Consider the following 24810-nt stretch of genomic DNA (forward strand, 5'->3'; position numbering starts at 1 on the left):
TTAAGGTAAACAAGTGAGCGAAACGTTAGATTTAAATGAAATACGCAAAGAAATTACGCTTTTAGATCAAGATTTATTAGCCCTGTTTGCTAAACGTCGTGCGTTAACGCTCAATGTGGCAAAGAGTAAGGTACAACAAGTTCGCCCTATAAGAGATCAAAAGCGTGAACAAGCGCTTTTAATACGTTTGATAAAACAGGGTAAGACGCTTGGATTAGATGCCCATTATGTTACTAGCGTCTTTCAAACTATTATTGAGGACTCGATTTTAAATCAACAAGCTTTCTTACAAAGCCTAGCGAACCCTGATATTCAAGTACCGACCGTTAGCGTTGCATTTTTGGGTGATAAAGGCTCTTACAGTTATCTTGCCAGCCATCGCTACTTCTCACGTCGCGCAGAGAAAATCATTGAATGTGGCTGTCAAAGTTTTTATGAGATAATGCAGCAAGTAGAATCTGGACAGGTCGATTACGGCATGCTCCCTATCGAGAATACTAGCTCGGGTAGTATTAACGAAGTATACGACTTATTGCAGCACACTAGCTTATCGATAGTAGGTGAAATTACTCAACCAATAGAGCATTGCTTGTTAACCGCAGTTAATACTAATTTAGCTAATATTAAAACCATTTATGCCCACGGACAACCTTTTGCTCAATGCAGCAACTTCTTAGATAAGCAAAACGGAATTCGTATTGAATATTGTGATAGTACGGCCGATGCCATGGCAAAAGTTGCCGAGCTACAAGACGATACCATCGCCGTAATAGGTAGTGAAGAAGGAGGTCAGCTTTACCAACTTCAAGCGATTGAACAATCAATAGCTAATCAAACTGAAAATCATTCACGCTTTATTTTAGTGGCTCGAAAAGCCGTTGAAGTAGCAGAACAAATACCTGCAAAAACCGCTATAACCTTGGCTACCGGTCAAAAGGCTGGCGCTTTAGTAGAGTGCTTAATAGTACTTAAAGAAAAAGGTATTAATATGTGTAAGCTTGAGTCGCGCCCTATTCAAGGACGTCCTTGGGAAGAGATGTTTTACATTGATGTAGAAGCCAACTTAAAAAGCTTTGCCTTACAAGAAGCGATTAATGAGATTACCCCACATACTAATTTTATTAAAATACTTGGCTGTTACCCAATTGAACATATTAGTCCGACCAGTATTCCCAGTAGCGAGCTTTAAGAGAAAATAAACCCCTAGTGCTTGATATGTTCACTGCCCATAGCGACATATCGCACTAGCGAGCTTGCCAGGAAATCTTATAAATTTTCATGCCTAGACACTTGGTTCAGGACGATTTACAGGCGCGTGAACTATTGCCAATTTTAACAATCGATTAGAAATTTGTTTTTCGATAAATCGACGGGTGAAGCGATGATAGAACTCATCTAAGTATTTTTGTAGATATTTTACCTATACTCTATGAAATGTACCTAGCAAAAATAATTTAAATAGCCGATGGCTATATCTACCCACGACAACCATTCAGCAACCAAATAGCTTGGCGTTACCTTGGTCATAGTTTTGCGTTTTATCAGTAATATCGGTTGCGGATAATGTATCAGAGCATTTTTTTTCACCTGTTTCCAAATGTTTTTTGATAAACGCATTAACGCTAAAGTGACAAATACTATCGACCATTTCTATTGCGATAAAATTTGCTTTTTTCTCTTTGCTTTCACAGGCGATTAACACATTATTTTTCCTGCTGCGCCACGATCTCGTTTACCTTTTTGTCTACCACCAACCAGAGCATAATTTATTCGCTATTGTGCTACTTAGTTGATATAAATATGCTTTGCTTGATAATTATATACAGCACACCATTTATACCCCTTCAAAAGCATAGACTCACTTTTTTAATGTGTCGAAAGTCAGTCTCTACAGCCAATTTGTTAACACCCATTATAAAACTACGGGGGCTTTCGCAAATAGAGTTTTTAACATCCATAAAAAATCAACATAAAAGATAAGCAATACCAACTACTTATGATAAATAGCTAGTCAGCTAAATTAATTTTATCGCATTCTCCATTTTTATTAACTATAACTGTTTATCAGGACAATAAATAAAAATGGATTTTTTATGCTAAATGTCACTAGTAGAAAACTCGAGAGTATACAACACCCTTTCACTAACAACTTCCTCAAACGACAAAAAGGTATCACACTGCTTGAGTTGATGGCTAGCGTAGCCATCACGTCAATATTGACTGTTATGGCTTTACCTAACATGAATGACTTTGTCGTGCAGATGCGTGTTAATAGTGAAATATCTATGTTACAACGTTTACTGCTCGTTGCTCGAAATTCAGCAATTAATAGTGGTGAGCGAGTCATAATATGCCCATTAACATTAAGCGGAAGATGTACCACAGATTGGCATAAAGAACTTAGTGTTTTTATTGATAATAACAATAATAAAACCTTTGATGCAGCTAACAATGAAAGGTTACTGGTAACGAAATCAGCAATTAAAATTGGAGACCAACTGATTTATGGCAAAGGGCGAGTCATGGTTGCCTACCAACCCTCTGGACATTTAACTGGCTTAAGCAATGGTACCTTTCGTTATTGCCCACTAGGTCATGAAGAGAAATCAAGAGGCATTGTTATTGCTCGCTCAGGTCGTTTTTATGCAAGCAGCGATATAGATAATGATTCCAGAGATGAGACTCGCATGAATAAAGAGATAACATGTAATTGATAAATCTTAGCCTAGCTCTGTAAGATCTTTGTATACAACGGTGACTAGCGTGATACTAAGGAAAGTGCTATAAATAGTACTAGAGTAGCATCAATTAGGTCACTCATCATGGAACAAATTAGTAGTCATTCTATAAATGTAAAACTCCCCACAAAAAAACCTAAAGGTTTTACATTAGTAGAACTAATGGTCACTATTGCGATAGCAGGAATTTTAACCATGATTGCCCTGCCCAGCTTCAATGAGTTTTTAGTAAGAATGCGTGTTGATAATGAAATAAGTGAAATGCAAAGGCTATTATTAACCGCTAGAAATATGGCGATAAATACAGGAAAAAACACTACCGTTTGCCCTCTTTCCAGTGGCGCTTGTACAACCAATTGGCAAGGTGAAATAAGTGTCTTTACCAACGACGTTAATACCTTAGTTAATAGTAATAAATTTTCCGGAAATGATGAATTGGTTAAAATAAAAGAAGCAATAAAATCAGGCGATAAACTGCAGTATTCTCAAAAAAGTGTTATTTATACACCCGCTGGGCGGCTACTAACCACCGCTGCTAGTTTTAGCTATTGCCCCAAAAACGAAGCTGATAGAGCTCGAGGTATTATTGTTTCTGTTTCAGGCCGAAGCTATACTAGTTCAGATACTGATAACGACGATAAAGATGAAGACAGAAACGGCAATCAAATAGTTTGCAGCTAAAAGCTTAATTGAATAACTTGAGCTAAAGTTAAATTTTAAGATTAAATCCAGGCTACAAGTTACCGTGCGGTTTCACCATCAACAATTTTGGCTCTGCTGCCAGTAAAGTCAGCTTTTGATAAAATACATTCATAAACTTTGTAAATTTTAACTTTTTGTTTTGAACCAGGCAACATAACTTTGTGACCGGTAATTGAATTTGACAAGTTTGATGCTTTATTTTGAGATACATTCCAAAAACTAACCATTTCTCTACCGCCAACCAACTCAACAAAACATTTAACATCAACTTTTTCATCTTGCTTGGTAGATGTTTTAGCCTCAAGGTCATTGCTAATGATAAACAATATAATTGGCAATAATATTTTAATAAAAGTAGTCATCCTATTTCTCCCAACAAGCTGATGGTGTCTTCACACCTAATTCATTAATTTCTAATTTTTTGCAACCAGTATCATTGACTTGATTATTTTTAGCCACTGCTTTTAAAGTAAAACTAGTTGTGGTTTGGGCATCTACCATAATTCGATAATTCGTTGATGCTGTATATATTTTTACAGAACTACTTCCTAACCCCTTCATATCTGTAGCATAAGAACGACTATCAACGAATACTTGCTCTTGTAAATTAGCAAACCTTATCAATTCCCGTTGTGCTTCAGAGCGATTGGAGCGAAGAACAAAATCTGTATATGAAGGGTAAGCCACTCCCGCTAAAATACCGATAATAGCCACGGTGATAAGTAACTCTACTAAAGTAAAACCATAGCTTTTTTTCTGTTTATTCATGATATATGTTCCATAACATTAAATTTATACCTTTAACTTATTGCTCTTCGGTAACATAAAGGTAAGTACGCATTGTTTTCAAATCAAAGTCTACACCGATAATTTTTCGACCAACAATAAGGTTACCTGTAACTTCGGATTTAGGATTATCAGGATCATCAGGTAATACAATTAAGGTCGGCGAGCCTAAGAACTGCTCACTAATTAGTGCTATTCTATCAGTTCTATTATCAGTGTCCTCCGAAAGCCAATTATACCTTTTAGTCCCTAATGCTAAATCAACTGCATATAACCAGCCTTTACCTATTGGCGGTTTACAATCAACCAAATCAGCTGAAAATTCTGGCGGTGTGAATGAGGTGTAATAAGCAATACCATTAATAACTATAGCCGCTGATGTACTCTTTTCCCCTGTTTGAGTTAAATCAATAAACCAACCAGATTGTGCACTTACCTCTAGCGCTAAGATTTCTCTTGCTTCGCTAGTCATTGTCGCTGCAAAGCGATCAGTGGTAAAATTAAATAAATTTGATTCAGTAATTACCGTTGGCGTTGAAGGTGTACTATCGGCAGAAAATGTTTGTGTTTTTATATGTTCATCTTTAATCATAAAGAAACTATCAGCGGTATCAATACCTAAGGGGTTGGATCTATCACCACTACCAATTAATACCGCATCATATGGTTTTTCTTGGTGTACGGTAATAGTAGTTGTTACACCATCTTTGTCTGTTACTTCAGTTTCAATGGTTTCAGCAATAAAGGTTCTAACAATAGAAGGCTCGTAAAAGAAACGTCTGTCAGTGGGATCCGTATCTCCACCTAAACTCGCTAATTTAAACACTGAGAAATCGGCTATTATGCTATCATCTGGCATATCAACACGCCAAACATTGCCGCCAGTATCTCCAGTATATAACCTATCAACTAGGCCGTTACCATTACTGTCTAATAAACCGATACTTGAAGGAATACTATCCGTACCTGCAAAAGTAGTGTCTGCACCGCTAGGTGCCATACTCCATTTTAATGCACCTGTTTTAGCATCAACCATGTATACAGACCGGCCTTTGTTATCGCTAGTACCTGCACCAACACTATCTTTATTGGTATCATAACCACCACCAAAGAAAAGTACTGGACTAGCAACTTTACCGCTAAAATTGAGTTTCGAAAAACCAATTTTAGGCTGCGACCAGGTTTGACCTAACTCCTCAAAGCCAGTACTGCCACCTTTTATATGCCACATTATACTTGGCGAATCTGGGGTGCTGATATCTAGCGCATAATATGAATCGCCTCCACGGCGTAAACCAAAGAATATCCATACACTATCTCCGGTATCGATAATACCATCGCCATTCTTGTCATTTACATAGGAAGTGATTTGACCATCAACACCATAAATTTTGCTGGCTGAAGAATAGTTATCTCGTAAACCAGCGATGTTTGGAAACAGCTCTTTTGGCATAAAGGCCCATTTTTCTGAGACAGTATCTCCTGCATCCTCAAACATATGCAATGCACCCGCATTAGTACCTATAACAATGCGAATATCATCCTTACCCGTATAAGTACCAGTGTCTTCGTCATATACTCTTCCACCGTAATTAACAACTAACGGTTTTGAATGCAGAGGGTCACCAAAAACATCCGTCCGCATATCAGTTATGCTACCATCCTTATCTTCATCATCGACATCCATGCCTAAATTCCAATTAAAGTAATCTGTAACGTCAGCTAAAGCTATACCTAAGTCATCCGCAAAGGCTTGTTCCTTACCAGTTAAAGCCGCTGTATTTAACCGAGCAAGTGTTCCCCCATCACCAATATCACTATAAACAACACGATCCGCAACGTTTTGTGTTGCAAACCAACTAGCAACACCACCTTTTTCAACTAAATTACCATCAACAGTTGGTGACCAGTAACTTTGTACTGTTGTAGAAAAATGACCCGTATCTTCATCAAGCGCAGGCACATCATTAACACCGACTTGAACACTATCAATGACCTTATATTTCTTTAAATTCCCTTGCCAACGAGGACCATTTTGCGGATCAAACATAGCATAATAAACAGAATTTAACGTTTCAGTTCTATCAAAGTTATTCGCAGCAACTGAGGCGGAAGTTAGACTGTCATTAGCTGGCGCTAAATTTCGTAAAGTACTTAGTAACGCATTTGTTAATTGTAGCCCATCACTGGCTGCAAAGTAATCGCCACCGCCGCGTTTAGCCGTTTCAATTAATAAAGGTGCGGCGTCTGCTGCACCTTCACTAAAACCAATGGTATGGGTTGATACAGTCTGCACACCATCAAGGTTTAAGTTGACATCGTAGGTGTTCATCCAGCCCGCTAATGCAGGTAAATAGCTAGATCCAGTATTATACGATTTTTTGTCATACGCAAAAGGAGCATTATTAAAGTTTTCGTGAGTTCCCGTAAAAGTCACATCTTTTAATTCTGGATTGCCATCAGCATCAACCCCGTTTTCTTTAGACGTTAATCCTTCAATTGCACTATCTGCCCCTGAATCGTATGAAGGTACTCCATCGGTAATTAAAATAATATAGGCTTTATCTGTACACTCATCAAAAGGGTTTTTGTATTCATTAGAGCTATTGGTAATTCTACGGTCAGCTATAGGTCTAGAAGAGCTCTTGGCATCATCACCATATTCAACCGTTTTACCTGCAAAATATTGCTGTGCCTCATAGGTCGATTCACATAAAGGGGTCCAAGTAAATGCCGTGAGATCATTGTCAATTAAACTGATAAGGCTAGTTTCATTAGTCGCTGTCATCTCATTAATACCAAAGACTACACGGCCACCATTATTGCTTGAAGAACCATCGCCATAATTATAATTAAATATTTCTAAACCAAATTCGATACCATCTGTTGTTTCAATAACATTAGTGATACTTCTTATAGCTGTGTCTAAACGAGTTTCCGTAATTTCATCTTTAAGGAGACTATGGTACCAACGAAGATAATTTGCTGTATATAAGGTAACTAAAGGGCCAGACCAATCAACATCTGATTTACTTGCATCCGTTGTATAGTAAACAGGAACTTTCTTTGTACTCAAATCATCGGCAGGGTAGCCATCAATATGACCCTCTGCATTGACTGTACTACCGGCATTTATTACAATTCCGTCTTCTACTATTCTGACATCTTCTTGACAATCAATAACTGAAATAGTCTCAAAACCATTATTATTTCGTATTTCATCCCAAGAGCCGCTATTGCCTTTAAGGTTATACTCTCGAATATGTCCAGTATAATAACCTTTCATTCTTAACGATTCTTTAGAGCTTTCACAACCGTTTACAAGTAAATTAAAACGCCGCCCATCACTCGGGCTATCAGGTATAGCGGAAAAACCATCAGTACTTCCTTTATTAAAATAGGTCGCATCATCATTGTAGGCATGAGATGGGCCATCAGGGGGGTAATCTTCAGGCGGAGTTGTTTCATCTAGATTATAAGGTTTATCAACGGTATGCTGATCTCCCATACTGCCAGAGTTATCAAAAATAATCAGTACTTTAGACTTCTTTGCCGATTGTTTCACGGCATCACTAACGTAGAGTTCTATATCTTCAGCAAGCGACAAAGATGTCGTCACCAGTACTGATATTGTCAGTAAACTTAACGTAATAAACTTCTTCATAATAAAACCCCAAATATAAACATGACTAGCCAATTCAGCACTTATTTAAAATACTTTTATTTTATTTTATTTTATTTTAATAAATGCTGTGCTATGCCTGAATTCACTTCCACCGTACTCGTTTTATTACGGCCATATTTTCTGCTTATTTGTATACGTAATATGTTACAAGTAAACACCTGCGCTGATGAAGCAGATCTAGAATGGGGACAATCTGTTTCAAGCTGAAACTCATTGCTAGCAATATCGAGCGATGCAGCATAAATATCACCATGTTTGGTGGCATTAGTTAGCTCGGCTATGACATCTTTAGCACCATCTTGAAAGGTTGCTATCGGCTTAGCAAAACCATTATTACCTGTACCTCCGGTCACTTGTTTGAAGATAAATTCTTCTACGGCACTGACTACTTCTTGATCTGCAATCATTTTTTCTTCGCTAGCACCTGACATTTTCATATCTGTTGTACTATTTTGCATTAATGCTGCAGCAACAGCAGTTAAGGCAATTAAAAAAACTAAAGAAACGACTAGCACTACACCTCGCTGTTTACCTTGTTTCACGGCTTTATTAATTTTATAAATACGACTTACCATAAATCGACCCTCGCATTATACAATGTCACTGTTGAACTAAATAATAGGCGACGGTAATTATCATTAAAAGTCACCGTCAAATCACCTAATTGGTAGATGTTATTATTAGTATATTTGTTATCTGCAGCTATATTCCGCGCCAAAACAAAGATTTTAACCGCTATGATTTTAGTGCCTCCAGCATCATCCCATAACGCTGCGGTCATATCACTTGAAGAAATATAAGCATCCACTACGCCATAACCAGCGGCATCGGGATCAGTATCAGCATCATAACCGTACATAAAATGAATCATTTCAATACCATCTATAATGGGTGCAAAAGACATTTGATTTGTCAATCGCCCTTGCATTAACACGGGTACCGTATTGCTACCTTGAGTTTCTTCTCGAACATAATAGACATGATGCTGATATTGCCAAACTCGACTATTCTCAACTGCTGGCACGGCCCCGCTGCTAAATAAAATGCCATCATTAATGTTAGTAACCAAATGGTAATTTCCTGCAGGTGCGCTTGTTATGGGGACTAGATCACCGTCTTCTAACTTAACTAGTTCAGAAGCTAACACTCTTTTCACTTGGATTACATCTGAACCAATTTTAGCGTCATTAAAGCAGCCCATAGGATTTGAACTGTCAACTATATCGCCCCAAATAGTGCGAAAATGTCCTACCGCTACAGGAAATGATGCATTGTTAACTCCGGCTCCAGTACAATCATTTCCAGGTGCGACAAGCGTATGGCTTATAGTGGAAAGATCAAAAGTCCCGGTATAGTCCCCCCAAAGATCTTGATTTAAAATATCATCAGTTAGTACGCTGATGGCAAAGCGACCATTTTCTTGCAACTCACCATAACTAGAGGTTTCGGCGGTAGTAGTGCGCATGCCAACAAAAACACTCATAACTCCAGCAAAAATAACTAAACCAATAGATAACGAAACCATTAGTTCAACTAAGGTAAACCCTTTATTTGTATGACCTGCATGCCCAACCATTAGAACTTTCATATTTAGTTTACTTCCATAACCTTTCATATAATAAAAGCTTCAACAACGACTTGCCGTCTTTTCTTACCAGCCGTACCACAAGTATCGATTTTCTTACTATCCTTTATTTTTGTCCTTCCTTGCCAACTAACAACAACAGTATAAGAATTTTTAATGGTATTACCTGCTATATCCTTACCTAGTATTATACAACCCCTACCACCAACTAAACCACCTACACTAACAGTGCCATCACTTGTAGTAACATCTCCTCCCATAAGTGCTAATTCCCATTCATACCGGTCATTTTCAATCATATCTACAATGCTAGCATCACCTTTATATACTCCGTCACCCTCACCATAATCGTTTTTCACATATTCACTTAGTGTTAAATCTGGGTCTGTCGATGGTGTTTGTGCACGCATTCTGGCAATAATATCCTGTGCTAAACTTGAAGCTAGGGAGCGCTGCATAGCATCAAAACTAGCTTGTTTAGCGGTAGCTTGCATCGCAACAGCACCTAAAACACCCGTTACCATGATCACTAAAGCAACTAAAACTTCAATAAATGTCATACCTTGGGGAGGACTTTTATATTTAGGCGTTATAAAGTATTTATTCATTGGGAACCTGCTTAATAGAAATAATATTAACAGGCAATAAAAAGGTCGTTGAAAAATTACTGCGAGCTAAATAAGGCAGGGGGAGCTTGGTGATAAGCATAATATCATTAATGAGCAAACGGAGGAGCTTGCAAGAGGATTTTCCGAGATATAGGCTAAGGTTTTTAGATGCTAGCGACATAATTTACTACCCTACCATTTCATGGCCATAGTTTAGTTATGCCGAGGCAAGGAATGAAACGATTAACATCCCTTTAATGCACAAAATGGCACAACTCAATCAGAGTAGCGTTCTAACACTTTATTATTTTATTATTTTATTATTTTATTATTTTTTATGTGTACAGCGACTACCCACGGTTTAAGCCGTATCTCAAAGTATTTATAAATCACTAAAAAGTATATTTTTTAGTATAAGATACAGGACTTTTTTATAAAAAAATCAATAACTGGCCGTTAACACTATGAAAACATACTTTCAACAAAGTGCTAACACTATCAGTTACCCTACATTTAACTAGTAAATTAAGACTAGCGCAATTCAACAGGGACTGCAAATACGATACTTTCTTCTTTACCTGGGTGCTCTATAACGTGGTGACCACCATAACCTTTTAAGACTTCAACAACTTGTTTAATGAGTACTGCTGGCGCTGAGGCCCCAGCGGTTACCCCTACTTTGTTGACGCCAGTTAACCAGTCAACATCAATATCTTCAGCGGTATCAATTAAATATGAGGTAACACCAATTTTAGTTGCGAGCTCTTTTAATCTATTGGAATTAGAACTATTTTTCGCACCAACAACCAACATTAGGTCAACTTTATCGGCTATTTCACGAACCGCGTCTTGACGGTTTTGTGTTGCATAACAAATATCATCTTTACGTGGTCCTTCAATATTAGGGAATTTAGCACGAAGCGCTTGAATTACGTCCATGGTGTCATCTACGGATAAAGTCGTTTGACTACAAAAATACAACTTGTCTGGGTTTTTAATGTCGAGATTAGCGACATCTTCAGGGGATTCAACTAAATATATCCCTGCAGTTTCACTACTGTACTGGCCCATAGTCCCTTCTACTTCAGGATGACCGGCATGACCGATAAGGATGCATTCAATATTTTTACGACTAACACGTGCCACTTCCATATGAACTTTGGTGACCAAAGGGCAAGTTGCATCAAAAACCTTTAACTCTCTAGTCTTAGCTTCTTGCCTAACCGCTTTAGAAACGCCATGGGCACTAAAAATAACCGTATTATCGTCAGGTACTTCATCGAGTTCATCAACAAAAATAGCACCACGCTTTTTTAAGCCATCAACAACAAATTTATTGTGCACGACTTCATGACGAACGTAGATAGGGGCACCAAATAAATCTAAGGCACGTTCAACAATACTAATGGCTCTATCAACACCCGCACAAAAACCACGAGGGTTAGCTAAAATAATTTCCATACCTTTTCCTTAACAATAAGCAATAACAAAAGCTGAGTTATATTATATCAATGAACGAGAGTAATTATCTATATTTTAACAGAGGTCTGACGACGAGATCTTAGAATTAAGATTAAAGGGAGGGTATTAATAAAAGCAGGGTAAAACAAAAGCGGACTTTAATAAAAGTCCGCTTTAAAAACATTATAAAAACAAAAGTTACTTAATTTAGGCCAAGCTTTTCAAGCTCTTTAATAACTACCTTGCTAGGTAAAGGAATATAGCCATCTTTTTCAACAATTTTCTGCCCTGACTTTGATAAAATCATTTTCAAAAACTCTGCTTCCATTGGCGGAAGAGCTTTACTTGGGTGCTTATTTACATAGACATATAAGTAGCGAGATAACGGATATTTACCTGAAATAGCATTTTCCATATTAGCGTCAATAAATTCCGAGCCTTTTTTAGATAATGGTAAAGCACGTACACCTGAAGTACGGTAGCCTATTCCCGAGTAACCTATACCATTAAGTGATGCAGAAACTGACTGAACAACTGATGCTGAGCCGGGTTGTTCATTGACACTGTTTTTAAAATCACCTTTACACAATGCTTTCTTTTTAAAGTAACCGTAAGTACCTGAAACTGAGTTTCTTCCGTATAACTGAACATCCTTTCCTGTCCATGCTCCCGTTAAACCTAAGTCGCCCCAACGGTCTACGTCCTTATTAGCACCACATTTACGGTTATTTGAAAATATCGCATCAACTTGCTTAATTGTTAAGCCTTTTAATGGGTTATCTTTATGCACAAAAACAGCGAGTGCATCAATAGCAACTCTTACTCGCGTTGGTTTATAACCATAGCGTTTTTGAAAAGCTTCAATTTCTCGCATTTTCATTTTACGACTCATTGGCCCAAGATTTGACGTTGCCTCTGTTAAAGCTGGAGGCGCAGTAGATGAGCCCGCGGCTTGAATTTGTACATTTACATTAGGGTAAGTACGTTTAAAGTTTTCTGCCCAAAAAGTCATCATATTCGCTAATGTATCTGAGCCAACTGAAGAGACATTGCCAGAGACGCCACTGACTTTTTTATATTCGGGTAAGTTATCATCTAGTGCAAGTGATGAAAAACTGATTAAACTTGATAAACTAATAATACTTATAACTTTCTTTAAACTCATGATTTTCTCCAATAAGAGCTTTAACTTTTTAATTGGCAACACTATACAAAGTGAATATGACAATTATATAGACGTTATATGACAGTATTGTGACGACACCATTCAATAGCGCTTACTTGCAAGTTTTTTCGGCCAGGTTTGATAGGCTACTCGGCTCAAAACAAATAGAAAAATCACTGCCTTGTTGCCATTGACTGTTTATCACTAGCTCAGCTTGGTGATGGTATAAAACATGTTTCACTATCGCTAAGCCTAAACCAGAGCCGCCGGTATCACGCGACCTTGATCTATCAATACGATAAAAGCGTTCGGTCAGACGGTTAACATGCTCGGGCTTAATACCGTCACCATTATCTTTTACTGAAAAAATAGCTTTACCGCCAACTAACCGCCAACTGACTTCAATACGGCCCTCTGGTGGTGTATAGGCAATCGCATTAGACAATAGATTGGCGCACGCACTCTTTAGCTCAGTTTCAAAGCCTAAAACATTAACATCTGTAGTGATATCAAGTGTGATTTTGTGTTTTTTCTGTTGATTGAGCCAAGTGGCCTCGTCAACTAAGGTACGAATTAAATGCACCATATTGATACATTGTTTTTCATCATTAAGATTATTTTCTACTTTTGCCAAGTTAAGTAATTGTTCAACCAGGCGATCCATCCGAGAAACTTGCCCCGCTATAGTTTGAAAAGCTTTTTGCCAATGGGGATCAAAAGTTTCATTTGAGGATTGGATCATTTCTACATAACCACGCACGACGGTTAGAGGCGTTTTTAACTCATGAGATACATTGGCAACAAAATCACGACGCATATCCTCTAAACGTTGAATATTTGAAATATCTCGTGCTAAGAGTAAAACATGTTCATTCCCATACGCCATAATGCGTATTTCTAATTGAACTTCTGGATGTACAGGGGAAATTAATAAGCAGGGCTGCTCAAAACTCTCCTTTGCCAAATAATCAGAGAATTCAGGAGCGCGTAGTAAGTTATCTATCCGTAGGCCTGAGTCTCCCGGCCAACGAACCCCTAGAAGTCGTTGGGCTTTTTTATTGCCCCACTCAACAGTAAGCTCTTCTGATAGCATTAACGCGGCATCAGGCAGGGCTTCAGCGCCATCTCGAAAACGACGCACTTTTTCATTTAATTGTTTTTGTTTATTACGCTGCTGTTTGATTTGTTGATATAAACCATCGTACAAGTGTCCCCAAACCCCATGTGCCTGGGGAGGTGATAACGACTTTGATTGCCATAACCAATCAATCAATTTTAATAAATGGTGATAATGCCAAATTATTAGAAACATAGAAGTAACAAACATAACGGGCAACAACGCATCGAATAGCCAGCCGATGAAGGCACTGACTAAAAATAACGTTAGCAGACGAGATATTATATTCTTAAAAGATAAACGAAAATACATACTTTCTTAACTACTTGGAAAAATAGACATAATTAAAGGGAATTTATTTTTTTAATTTACTAGAAAACCGGTAACCTGAGCCACGTACCGTTTGTACAAACTCATCATGACCCTCACCAGAGATAGCTTTACGTAATCGCCTTATATGTACATCGACAGTGCGATCTTCAACGTATACATTAGTACCCCACACATTATCCAGTAACTGCTCTCGAGAAAATACTCTTTCTGTATGGGTCATGAAAAAGTGTAGTAAGCGAAACTCCGTTGGCCCCAAGTTTAAGCTATTATTATTAATGGCCACACGGTGTGAAACCGGATCAAGTTTTAAGCCATGAAACTCAACCTCTTCTTCAAGTGAGGTCGGCGATACTCGACGAATAACCGCCTTGATACGGGCGATAAGCTCTTTGGGTGAGAAAGGCTTAGTCACATAATCGTCTACGCCAGCTTCAAAGCCCCTGACCTTATCATCTTCATCACCGCGAGCTGTTAACATGATGATGGGAATATTGCGGCTATATTCATTTTTCTTTAACTTCTTCGCCAAAGATACCCCACTGCCGCCTGGTAACATCCAGTCGAGCAAAATTAAATCAGGGTAAGGTTCATTGATACTAGCTAAGGCCTGCTCAGTATCACACGCCTCTATCGACTTAAAACCATTTTGCTCTAATACAAACGTGATCATCTCTCTGATCGGGGTTTCATCTTCAACAACTAAGATTGTTCGACTCATACAAATATCCTGAAAAACTATTGATATGCTGAGTTATGATGATACTGAAATATCTCATTAGCTCAAGCAAAGAGAACTGTATTGTGCAAAAGTTTGATGACAGTTTTATGACAATAGGAAAAGTTTATTGATATCATTAACTAGACTTTAAAAATAGGCAAGAAAAAAGTCGCTAATGCGACTTTTAACTAACACTTAATAACAGTATTTACCTTTAGAATTTATACTGAATACCCGCAGCTAAATAATCTTCATCATTGCCAGTATCTAAATCAAAACTAGTATAAAAAACATAAAGCTTAGTACTTTTCGCAAGTTTGTAATCTACACCTGCCGTGATGCCATTACGACTGTCACCATCTTTATGATCTGCACCTTGAAATTGTCCTTTAAAGGTAATCTTATCCAAGGTGTACTTGGCTGAAACCATGACACCGTTCATTTCAATGCCGGTTTCGATTTCTTCTTGGTTTTGTACCATTAAACCTAAGGTGATACCGGCAACTTTACCAGAAAAGGTAGCGCGCATTGTATCAAAATGTCCTGACACCGCGCCGTCTTTCGACTTACCTTTTACATCAGAATCATAAGCTACGGAGGCATAAATGCTAGATTTCTTCAACTTTTTATCACCGTAAAAAACAGCCATCGAGTAAGCATCTTCTGCGTCTAACTCATCTTCAGCCATATAGGTCAAGCCAAACTGTAAACCTTTAAATTTAGGTGATTTATAACTAAGGGTATCACTTAAACGGTTTTCACCGACCCAAAGATATTTGATATCGCCATTGTAATCACTAAAGATATCTACTTTACCTTGAGACTGCTTTAACATAGTGTCATTTTTACCGAGCAAAACTTCGCCAAAAAAACCACTTAAGCCTATATATTGGTTACGCGCTTTCCAGAAGTCGTCACTATCACCATCCATATCTACTTCAAATTCAACTTTATAAACAACATTAAGGCCCTCACTTAATTCATGGGTGCCTTTAAAGCCAATTCGTGAAGCATTGCTTTTAATTTCAGTAAACTTACCTTCACCTTCATCTGAGGACTGAACTGAAAGATCGGCTCGACCATAAATATCTACCGATGCTGCCATAGCAGGAACAGCTGTAGTACAAAACATTGCAGCTAATAGTATTTTTTTAGTGAATTTCATTTTGATAAACCTTGGGTTATAAGTTATTAAAGACTAATTGCGCATTATCATATGGTGGTTTTATGACATAAAGATGACACCCACGAAATTAAAAAAATCCATTACTTTAAATAACTTATTATTTTTTATGGCATAGCTAATTCTAGACCATAGCTTTTCAGTTTGCTTTTTGGTTATTTATTGGTGAAAATGGTTTTTATAAAAAAATTTAATTGCTTAGTAAAACTAGCTAAACTCAAAGTTGGGCAGTATAAATTTTTATCCATGACAATATAAGATGTAATAAATGAAGATTACTAGCATATCGAGAAAGTTACTGACAAGAGTACTCTCTGTTTATTTTATTTTAACCATCAGTGTTACTGGCATTCAAATAATTGCTGAATATATTAATACCAAAAGTGATATCAATAGTGAGTTACTGACTTTAGAAAAAACAATTAGTGGCAGTTTAACTCGTGCCGTTTGGGAGTTAAATACTAAGCAAGCCATTGATATTTCAGAAGGCTTGATCGCTATCCCTTTAATCAAAGGTATCACAGTTACTGACGAAGCAAATCAGGTTATTACTCAGCTTGGTGAAGTACTAGCTGCGCCCTCTAAAACGTCTCAAGATAGCTATAATGAACATCAAAGCATAAGCTCACTAAGTGAAGGTATATTTGGTTATTCATTCCCCTTGATTTTTGAGTTTTCAGGGCGATCGACCACTGTTGGCTCCGTTACTTTATTATCAAGTAACGATGTTATCTTTAGTCGTATTGAGGTTGGAATATACTTCTTAATAGGTAATGCCATTGTAAAAACGGCTTTCTTGGTTTTCTTATTTTCATTAGCTTTTAGTAAACTGCTAACGGAACCCCTGCAAGAGCTTACCGATCAAATGAAGCAACTTGATATACATGATCCTGAAGCATCTAAGTTTCATACTATGGATAATGAAAGAAATGAACTAAGTATCCTTGAGGGTGCTTACAACAATCTTATTGATGAAGTTATTGCCTTTAAAGACAGACTCGCTATATCACAACGAGAAACAAATTTAGCTAATGAAAAGTTAGATGAACAAAACTTACTTCTCGAACAAGAAGTTGCTAGAAAAACGTCAACGTTAAGTAGCACGCTATTACGTATGGAAGTACAACAAAGAGAACTGCTAACACAACAACAGCAATTAGAAGCTGAAAATAATCGCCGACGTAAAACAGAAAGTACACTAATGACCACCAATAAAGAGCTGAAAACCTCTCTTATGGAGTTGAATAAAGCAAAGGATAGATTATTAGAAGCAGAAAAAATGTCTTCCCTAGGGCAACTTAGCGCAGAAGTATCTCATGAAATAAATACCCCTATTGGTATCAGTATCACCTCAACAAGTTACCTCGCTGATATTTTAAATAAATTACAGCAAGATATTAATGCCCAAACAATATCAAAACGCACGATTAACAATTTCTTAGGTAATGCTCAACACAGTGTCGAATTATTATTAAATAATTTGCAAAGAGCGGCAGAATTGATCGGCAGCTTTAAACAAGTAGCCGTGGATCAAACTAATGATAAAGTGCGCTTGATTAATATTTCTAAATACCTTGATGAAATAATTCAATCAATTCACCCTAAAATGAAGAAAACTAATCACAGTATTAAAATTGACTGTGACCCACATATTGAAATCTATACTCACCCAGGAGCCATCGCCCAAATAATGATTAATTTAATCATTAACTCTCTGACGCATGCCTTTATAGATGTAAGCAGTGGGAAAATTCAGGTAAGCGTGACGGTCGAAGAACAACGGTTAGTTATGTTATATTCCGATAATGGCATCGGTGTTAACCAAACACAATTAGATCAATTATTTGAGCCTTTTTATACCACCCAAGCAGACCAAGGAGGTACAGGTTTAGGGACCCATATAATTAAAAATCTAGTGGTGGATACCCTTAATGGCTCTATTAATGCGTATTGTCAACCTGGCGATGGCTTAAGCTATCACATTAGCCTTCCTGATATGAGGTATAGTTAAAAGCTGCTGCCTAAAGAACAGAATTCAGGTATGATAATCGACAAAATACTCCCTTATCAGCCTAGGATTTACTTATGTGGTTTAAAAACCTATATTTTTTCGCTTTTACTCGCCCGTTTGAATGGACAGAGCAAGACTTAGAGAAACACTTATCAGAACACCTTTTCACTCCATTAGGCTCCACAGAAATAGCACATTTCGGCTGGATTAACGCACTTGGAAAACATGGTGATTCAAGTGTCCATACAGCCAACGATAATTTTTTAATTTGCGCTCGCAAGGAAGAAAAAATGCTTCCTGCTTCCGTTATTAAAGATATGGTCGAGAAGAAAGTTAATCTACTTGAGCAAGAGCAAGGCCGTGGCGCAACTAAAAAAGAGCGCGAACAATTCAAAGAAGATATAACTTTTGAATTACTACCACGTGCATTTTCTCGTATAACCGACACCCATGCCTATATTAGCCCAGTAAATAATATTATCGTTATCAATTCAAGTTCACGTGGCAAAGCCGAAGACCTATTAGCATTATTGCGTAAGGTGCTTGGTACCCTACCTGTTACTAGCTTTGACCCCGATATTTGTGTCGATGAAACCATGACCGATTGGTTAAATAAAAAAAGCCTAGGTGGTAAGTTCACTCTAGGAATGGAAGCAGAATTCAACGCCTTAGGTGATGATGGCGCTGTTATTAGAGTTAAGAATCAAGACTTAATTAGCGAAGAGATTCAAACCCATTTAGATGCAGATAAATATGTTGTTAAGATAGCTCTTGAATGGGATGAGTCGCTATCATTTATTTTATGTGAGGACTTAGCGATTAAGCGCCTTAAGTTCTTTGATGTTATCCAAGAACAAAATGACGATATGGATAGCGATGATGTCGTTGCTAAACTTGATGCAGATTTCGCCTTAATGTCAGGTGAGTTAAACCGCTTTATTGTCGATTTATTGGCTGAGTTTTCCATGAAAACGACAGATCCTTTAGAAAAAGATTAACTCGTTTTTTGACAAAATAAGAGGGCGATAATATATCGCCCTCTTTCTTATACACAAAGATATTACTTTTTATAATGAAGCCACGTTAACTAAATAAACATTGCCCTTACTGCATCACATTTCTCTGTAAATTCATCACAGTCCATATAATCTACCTCAGGTAAGATTCCTTTCTTGGTATAACTAGTTAAAAGCGCCTCTTTAGTTGACTCATTTTTAAAGACATTATGATAAATTGCTCCGGCACGAATAAAGTCTAAATAGTGAACTTCTGTTGGTAAAATAGTTAAATCACTCCAGCTTTCGGCTAGTAGGGTAAACTCCTCAGAAAAACCCCAACTTCGCGTAATCGCTCCACCGATACGTCCCGAGAGCTTAATAATAGCTTGCTGTAAAAACGTCGGGTTGGCAAAGATATCAGGATGATTTTCAGCTTCAGTTAAAATTGGCAGAACGCCAATATTATGAATGAGTGCCGCAAGGGTTATGGTATCTAATGAAAGTGAGGTATGTTTATGTTTTTTTAGGTATAAATCCATCAAACTAACGGCCACTGAAGCAATATCAATGGTTTTTAACCAAGATTTTTTCATATACATAGTGACGACTTTATTATTTGAAACAAACACCTGCTCAATAGCCATGGCTGTGGCAATGCTTTTTATTTGTCTTAAACCTATACGAGTAACTGCTTGTGGCACGCTTTCAACTTTTACTTTTCGCCCCCAAAGAGCATTATTAGCGACCTTAAGTACACCTAAAGAGAGCCCTGGATCTTGGGCGATAATATTACTGATCTGATTTAAGTTTATATCGGGATCATCGGCTGCACTTCGCACTTTTAATGCTATCTCAGGTAATGTCGGCAGTATTAGGATGTCTTGCTTAATCTTTTCGATCAAAATCGTATACAGGGCATTTTCAGTTGCCATAAATCCACCTTTATTTTTATTGTGCTTACCATTAAAAGTAGCACAACTTTTTCAAAGCACTGTTATTTACTCTTATTTTTTCAAGCTAATAAGGCAAGTTGTTTTTATTTTAATTAAACTCATCTGCACTTATTCCAAGGGCCGGTAAACATTGATCTAGATCCTATTTACCTTAAATCGATATGGTAAGGGATTTTTCATAGCGTATAATTTGCCGCAAATTTTATCTGCACGTTCACTGTTTACAACCTATTTGAGTACCCCATGATAAAACCTGAACTTCTTTCCCCTGCTGGTAGCTTAAAAAATATGCGCTATGCATTTGCATACGGCGCTGATGCTGTTTATGCTGGACAACCCCGTTACTCATTACGTGTCAGAAATAATGAGTTCAGTTTAGAGAATATTCAAATAGGTATTAATGAAGCGCATCAATTAGGTAAAAAATTCTACTTAGTTAATAACATCGCGCCGCATAACGGTAAACTAAAAACCTTTCTTAAAGATATTGCACCGATAATTTTAATGAAGCCCGATGCGTTAATTATGTCTGACCCAGGGCTTATTATGTTAGTCAGAGAAAACTTTCCAGATATGCCTATTCACTTGTCCGTGCAAGCAAATGCGGTTAATTGGGCCACGGTTAAGTTTTGGCAGCAACAAGGCGTTGAACGGGTAATACTTTCTAGGGAACTATCTCTTGATGAAATCGAAGATATCCGCTTTCATTGCCCTGAAATGGAATTAGAAGTTTTCGTTCACGGCGCATTATGCATGGCCTATTCAGGGCGCTGCTTACTCTCTGGTTATATCAATAAGCGCGATCCAAACCAAGGCACCTGCACTAACTCTTGTCGCTGGAAGTATGACATTCATCAAGCAAAAGAAACTGAAACTGGAGATGTCATTGCCGTTAAACCTGAACCTGTCGATATTTATACGCCGGAAAAAGACATAGTAGTCCCTTCTCAGCAACCTATTGATGAGGTCATCTTACTTCAAGAGCAAGGTCGCCCGGGTGAATACCTGCCTGCATTTGAAGACGAGCATGGTACCTACATCATGAATTCTAAAGATTTACGTGCCGTTGAACATGTTGAAAGATTAATAAAAATAGGGGTGCATTCTTTGAAAATTGAAGGCCGGACCAAATCATTTTATTACTGCGCCAGAACTGCGCAGGTATATGGCCAAGCGATTAATGATGCTATAGCCGATAAAGCATTTAATCCGCAACTCAATACTGATCTAGAACATTTAGCACACCGTGGTTATACCGAAGGTTTCTTACAACGCCATCGCCATGGGGACACGCAAAACTATGAATATGGTTATTCAAAAAGTGATACTCAGCAATTTGTCGGTGAAGTACTAGGAAGAAATGAAGACTCTGGCCTGATTGAAATTGAGGTTAAAAATAAATTCCTCACTGGTGACCTTCTTGAACTAATGACGCCTTCAGGTAATCAAACATTTACCTTAAACAACATGCTTAATAGTAAAACCGGTCAAAGTATTAATGATGCCAAAGGCTCAGGTTATAAAGTCTCTATTGAGTTAGATACCGAGCTAGACTTATCTTTTGCTATTATCATGCGTTACCTCGATGACACAAGTACTACGCGTAATCCTTTTGCTCAAGACTACCCATTTTAATGATTTGGGTTTCCAGTGGCAGTAACGGAGGGTAAGTGACATGGCATTAAAAATTTTAGACAGCTGCATCAACTGTGATATGTGTGATCCCGAATGTCCAAATGGTGCTATCACGCTTGGTGATGAGGTTTATGAAATTGACGTAGATAAATGCACTGAATGTGTTGGTCACTACGAAAAACCCACTTGTGTCAGTGTGTGCCCTATAGACTGCGTAAAACCAGATCCTGAACATATTGAAAATGAAGATGATTTATTGACAAAGTTCATTCGCTTATAAATACCCAAACAACCTCAAGATGCAGGATTCAGCTGGAATTAGAAACGTCTTTAGGCAAGGCATTTATTGAAGAGAATGGTTATTCAGGAGAATAAGCTCCTGCATTCTCTAAGAGGCTACATCCGTGTAGCGTCCTTGTCGAAATCAATAACGATGGATAAAACGTTTCTAAACCAGCACTAAGGGGACGCATGAGCAAATCATACTCATCGTTGCGTATGTGATTAAGGGAATAACCATTAATAAAATACGCGCCTTGATTATGAATCGCTCAACCGTCCTGAAACGAGCATATTGAAGTAGCTTGGGTATAGCTAGGGCGTAGCCCAATAAACCAATAATAGGAGCAATAATTATTACTCCCATTATTGGGGGTATTTAGCGGCTAGGTAGCTCAATATCCTTTAAAAACTCATCCACTTCATGGTTGTTTTTCAATAACATTGCGCGAGTGACAATATCTTTGGTCAAATGCGGTGCAAAACGTTCAATAAAATCGTACATGTAAGCACGTAAAAAAGTACCGCGTCGAAAGCCAATTTTAGTGGTACTCGCTTTGAATAAATGGCTAGCATCAATCACGACCAGATCACCGTCAATTCGTTTATCAATTGCCATTGACGCAATCACGCCAACACCTACTCCTAAGCGAACATAAGTCTTAATCACATCGGCATCGGTCGCAGTAAAGGCTATTTGAGGCTTAGCACCCGCGGCATCAAAAGCAGCATCAAGTTCAGAGCGACCAGTAAAACCAAATACATAGGTAACCAAGGAATAGCCGGCAATATCATTTATGGTGATATTTTTCTTATTAGCCAATGGATGATCGGGTCGAACAATAATACTCCGATTCCAGTGGTAACAAGGTAACATTACCAAATCGTTATACAAGTGTAATGATTCAGTAGCAATAGCGAAATCTGCATCGCCCTTAGCAGCAGCATCACTTATTTGTGCCGGTGTGCCTTGAGACATTTGCAAAGACACTTTACTATATCTTTTAATAAAACCTTTAATAACATCAGGTAAGGCATAACGTGCTTGCGTATGCGTGGTCGCAATACGTAACTTACCTTCATCTGGCTGAGTATGCTCTCTGGCGACGGCTTTAATGCCCTCAACTTTAGAAAGGATTTGCGTAGCAATATCAATAACATCTTGCCCTGCTTCAGTGACGTGAGTTAAATGCTTGCCGCTACGTCCAAAAATTTGAATGCCCAATTCATCTTCAAGCATTCTCACTTGTTTAGATATACCTGGCTGAGAAGTAAATAAACTATCTGCTGTCGCAGACACATTCAAGTTGTTATTTAATACTTCAACGATGTAACGCAGTTGCTGTAATTTCATATAAATACTCAAGTAGCATTATTAAATGCGATTTTTGTAATGTGCTTATGCAAAAATAATATACTTAATCGAACATTTATTCCATAATATTTTTTAACTTTTAACTTTTAACTTTTAACTTTTAATAATTAAAGACCTTAGCCTCTAAATCTTACCAAGATATTTTTATACTTGGTTAGAATGTCTAAACAATCGTTTTTATTCAGCAATTTTAAGCTAATTGTACAACTAGCACTATGCTAAACAATACATTTTTTGTAGACTGCCTAGTAGTTTATTTATTCAAGAGAATCTTAGATGATCGCTATTATTGTTGGTTTAATTATTGCTTTAATCATTATTGTTGTTGTGGTTAGCTCTATTCAACAACATAAAGAAAAATTAGAAGCAGAAAAGCGGGTAAAAGTATCCAAGCAAAAAGCTATTATTGATGAAAGTGAAGAGTTAATTCTTAACTTAGCTAACTTACCTAGCAATCCAAATGTTATAAAAATATTGAATCGTCGCAGTTTAAACGCTGCCAAAATCATGCAAGAGCTCATGCCAGAAGTTAAAGGTATTAAAAAAAGAGTTCAAGAGTTGACGTCTCGACTAAAAGCTTCACAAGACCTCGCTGACAATCAAGCTAGCACGGAAGATCACTTTATTTTACCCGACAATGAACAACAACTTGTCGCTATTTTACAATGTATAAAGAAGTTACGGGTAGTACTGAAGTCAGAGCAAAGCAAAGGTGCCCTAGATGCACAAATCTTTACGGCTGAAGATAAAAATTTAGCAGCAATGCAGTTAAAAATCAATATTGAAAGCCTGGTTAAGCGTGGCTCCCTAGCTTTTCATAAGGATATGCTTGGCTCTGCCAGACAATACTTTGAAAAGGCCTTGCAAAGCTTAGTGAATAGTTCGGTAAAGAATGATTATGTAACAACAATGCATGCTGATGTTACTGAAAAACTAGAAGAAATTACCGACGCATTGAAGCACACTAATGCGAAAGATGCCGCGAAAAAAGCAAAAAGCGAAGAAAACGAGTTGGACATATTATTCCAGCCGAAGAAAAAATGGTAGGCCTCTCTCTAAGCCAGTTTATTCCTGGCTATATTTTAACAGTTTAAGACGCTAATCCCCGTGGATGTAATCAACACCATTAACTTGCCCGCATTTATTCGACGAACGATGAAAGCATATGCATTAAAAGCTCATATAAGACAATTAGGCTGCGAGTTAAGCCGCATTGGCCGTTCTAGGAATTGGCAACTAAAAGCCAACTTTAGCCAATTACAGGCCATCGTAGAATTTATCGAGCACGAGCATGAAGACAGTTGGTTATGGCTTGCCAAGCTACTTAGAAAAGAATATAAGTTTTTAAGCTATGAAAATATTTTAGCTGTTGCAACCCGTATGGACCAGGTTACTGTCACCGCCTTAATGGCAAAAACTGATTGTACTTTGGCACAAGCAAGAAAGGTATTAGATGCCTTAGAAGGACTAGATTAGCC

22 protein-coding genes and 1 pseudogene are annotated in these 24810 nt (G+C 37.7%); 9 read left to right on the forward strand and 14 right to left on the reverse strand.

Annotated elements, in window-relative coordinates:
* Window positions 1–13 precede the first annotated feature (13 nt).
* Window positions 14–1189 carry a prephenate dehydratase gene (gene pheA / locus F580_RS0119175; RefSeq protein ID WP_019029372.1) on the forward strand — a complete coding sequence of 392 codons (1176 nt, stop codon included), beginning with the start codon at window positions 14–16 and terminating at the stop codon, window positions 1187–1189.
* 93 nt (window positions 1190–1282) lie between these two features.
* Here the strand turns inward: pheA and F580_RS26990 are convergent.
* Window positions 1283–1798: pseudogene (locus F580_RS26990) on the reverse strand (transposase); the annotation flags it as partial.
* A gap of 295 nt (window positions 1799–2093) precedes the next feature.
* On the opposite strand from F580_RS26990, the gene F580_RS25045 reads away from it, so the two are divergent.
* Both F580_RS25045 and F580_RS25050 read left to right on the forward strand, forming a co-directional pair.
* Entirely contained in the window at window positions 2094–2714 is a 621-nt protein-coding gene (locus F580_RS25045) for a GspH/FimT family pseudopilin (protein WP_019029373.1), read from the forward strand.
* A 108-nt stretch (window positions 2715–2822) separates the two neighbouring features.
* The gene (locus tag F580_RS25050) at window positions 2823–3419 is read left to right on the forward strand and encodes a GspH/FimT family pseudopilin (protein WP_019029374.1); all 597 of its coding nucleotides are present in this window, start codon (window positions 2823–2825) and stop codon (window positions 3417–3419) included.
* Window positions 3420–3478: 59 nt separating this feature from the next.
* Here the strand turns inward: F580_RS25050 and F580_RS0119195 are convergent, their stop codons facing one another.
* The 11 genes from F580_RS0119195 to F580_RS0119245 all read right to left on the reverse strand — a co-directional run bounded on the left by F580_RS0119195 (window position 3479) and on the right by F580_RS0119245 (window position 16063).
* On the reverse strand, window positions 3479–3802 hold the full coding sequence (locus F580_RS0119195; RefSeq protein WP_019029375.1) for a TapY2 family type IVa secretion system protein: 324 nt from the start codon (window positions 3800–3802) through the stop codon (window positions 3479–3481).
* 1 nt (window position 3803) lies between these two features.
* On the reverse strand, window positions 3804–4208 hold the full coding sequence (locus F580_RS27160) for a type IV pilin protein (protein ID WP_019029376.1): 405 nt from the start codon (window positions 4206–4208) through the stop codon (window positions 3804–3806).
* Window positions 4209–4245: 37 nt separating this feature from the next.
* Window positions 4246–7890: a pilus assembly protein gene (locus tag F580_RS25055; RefSeq protein ID WP_019029377.1), complete on the reverse strand. Its 3645-nt coding sequence runs from the start codon at window positions 7888–7890 to the stop codon at window positions 4246–4248.
* A 71-nt stretch (window positions 7891–7961) separates the two neighbouring features.
* Complete coding sequence (locus tag F580_RS0119210) at window positions 7962–8486, reverse strand: PilX N-terminal domain-containing pilus assembly protein (protein WP_019029378.1); 525 nt, start codon at window positions 8484–8486, stop codon at window positions 7962–7964.
* Window positions 8480–9499 carry a PilW family protein gene (locus F580_RS0119215; protein ID WP_245560653.1) on the reverse strand — a complete coding sequence of 340 codons (1020 nt, stop codon included), beginning with the start codon at window positions 9497–9499 and terminating at the stop codon, window positions 8480–8482. The genes F580_RS0119210 and F580_RS0119215 overlap by 7 nt, the downstream gene beginning before the upstream one ends.
* A 23-nt stretch (window positions 9500–9522) precedes the next feature.
* The gene (gene pilV, locus F580_RS0119220) at window positions 9523–10104 is read right to left on the reverse strand and encodes a type IV pilus modification protein PilV (RefSeq protein WP_019029380.1); all 582 of its coding nucleotides are present in this window, start codon (window positions 10102–10104) and stop codon (window positions 9523–9525) included.
* A 531-nt stretch (window positions 10105–10635) separates the two neighbouring features.
* Window positions 10636–11565 (reverse strand): 4-hydroxy-3-methylbut-2-enyl diphosphate reductase, encoded by a 930-nt coding sequence (gene ispH, locus F580_RS0119225; protein ID WP_019029381.1) that lies wholly within the window; start codon window positions 11563–11565, stop codon window positions 10636–10638.
* 202 nt (window positions 11566–11767) lie between these two features.
* The gene (locus tag F580_RS0119230; RefSeq protein WP_019029382.1) at window positions 11768–12730 is read right to left on the reverse strand and encodes a PstS family phosphate ABC transporter substrate-binding protein; all 963 of its coding nucleotides are present in this window, start codon (window positions 12728–12730) and stop codon (window positions 11768–11770) included.
* A 112-nt stretch (window positions 12731–12842) separates the two neighbouring features.
* Entirely contained in the window at window positions 12843–14159 is a 1317-nt protein-coding gene (gene phoR, locus F580_RS0119235) for a phosphate regulon sensor histidine kinase PhoR (protein ID WP_019029383.1), read from the reverse strand.
* A 43-nt stretch (window positions 14160–14202) separates the two neighbouring features.
* Window positions 14203–14898, reverse strand: coding sequence for a phosphate regulon transcriptional regulator PhoB (phoB, locus tag F580_RS0119240; RefSeq protein WP_019029384.1), 696 nt, complete (start codon window positions 14896–14898; stop codon window positions 14203–14205).
* A 214-nt stretch (window positions 14899–15112) separates the two neighbouring features.
* The gene (locus F580_RS0119245; protein WP_019029385.1) at window positions 15113–16063 is read right to left on the reverse strand and encodes a porin; all 951 of its coding nucleotides are present in this window, start codon (window positions 16061–16063) and stop codon (window positions 15113–15115) included.
* Window positions 16064–16349: 286 nt separating this feature from the next.
* Between F580_RS0119245 and F580_RS0119250 the strand changes: the two genes are divergently transcribed.
* Together F580_RS0119250 and rdgC are read left to right on the forward strand one after the other, a co-directional pair.
* On the forward strand, window positions 16350–18092 hold the full coding sequence (locus F580_RS0119250; protein ID WP_019029386.1) for a sensor histidine kinase: 1743 nt from the start codon (window positions 16350–16352) through the stop codon (window positions 18090–18092).
* A 74-nt stretch (window positions 18093–18166) separates the two neighbouring features.
* Entirely contained in the window at window positions 18167–19090 is a 924-nt protein-coding gene (gene rdgC, locus F580_RS0119255) for a recombination-associated protein RdgC (protein ID WP_019029387.1), read from the forward strand.
* An 89-nt stretch (window positions 19091–19179) separates the two neighbouring features.
* On the opposite strand, the gene F580_RS0119260 is transcribed toward rdgC, so the two are convergent.
* Window positions 19180–20022, reverse strand: coding sequence for an HDOD domain-containing protein (locus F580_RS0119260; protein ID WP_019029388.1), 843 nt, complete (start codon window positions 20020–20022; stop codon window positions 19180–19182).
* A gap of 264 nt (window positions 20023–20286) precedes the next feature.
* On the opposite strand from F580_RS0119260, the gene trhP reads away from it, so the two are divergent.
* The gene (trhP, locus tag F580_RS0119265; RefSeq protein ID WP_026301545.1) at window positions 20287–21678 is read left to right on the forward strand and encodes a prephenate-dependent tRNA uridine(34) hydroxylase TrhP; all 1392 of its coding nucleotides are present in this window, start codon (window positions 20287–20289) and stop codon (window positions 21676–21678) included.
* 40 nt (window positions 21679–21718) lie between these two features.
* Window positions 21719–21958, forward strand: a complete 240-nt coding sequence (locus F580_RS0119270) for a YfhL family 4Fe-4S dicluster ferredoxin (RefSeq protein ID WP_019029390.1) — start codon at window positions 21719–21721, stop codon at window positions 21956–21958.
* Between the two features lie 378 nt (window positions 21959–22336).
* Here the strand turns inward: F580_RS0119270 and cysB are convergent, their stop codons facing one another.
* Complete coding sequence (gene cysB / locus F580_RS0119275) at window positions 22337–23311, reverse strand: HTH-type transcriptional regulator CysB (protein WP_019029391.1); 975 nt, start codon at window positions 23309–23311, stop codon at window positions 22337–22339.
* A gap of 297 nt (window positions 23312–23608) precedes the next feature.
* Here cysB and F580_RS0119280 point away from each other — a divergent pair, with 297 nt between their 5' ends.
* The gene (locus F580_RS0119280; RefSeq protein ID WP_019029392.1) at window positions 23609–24379 is read left to right on the forward strand and encodes a hypothetical protein; all 771 of its coding nucleotides are present in this window, start codon (window positions 23609–23611) and stop codon (window positions 24377–24379) included.
* Window positions 24380–24439: 60 nt separating this feature from the next.
* Window positions 24440–24808 carry a ribosome recycling factor family protein gene (locus F580_RS0119285; protein ID WP_019029393.1) on the forward strand — a complete coding sequence of 123 codons (369 nt, stop codon included), beginning with the start codon at window positions 24440–24442 and terminating at the stop codon, window positions 24806–24808.
* Window positions 24809–24810 lie beyond the last annotated feature (2 nt).

This window comes from Colwellia piezophila ATCC BAA-637, assembly GCF_000378625.1.
Lineage (GTDB): Bacteria > Pseudomonadota > Gammaproteobacteria > Enterobacterales > Alteromonadaceae > Colwellia > Colwellia piezophila.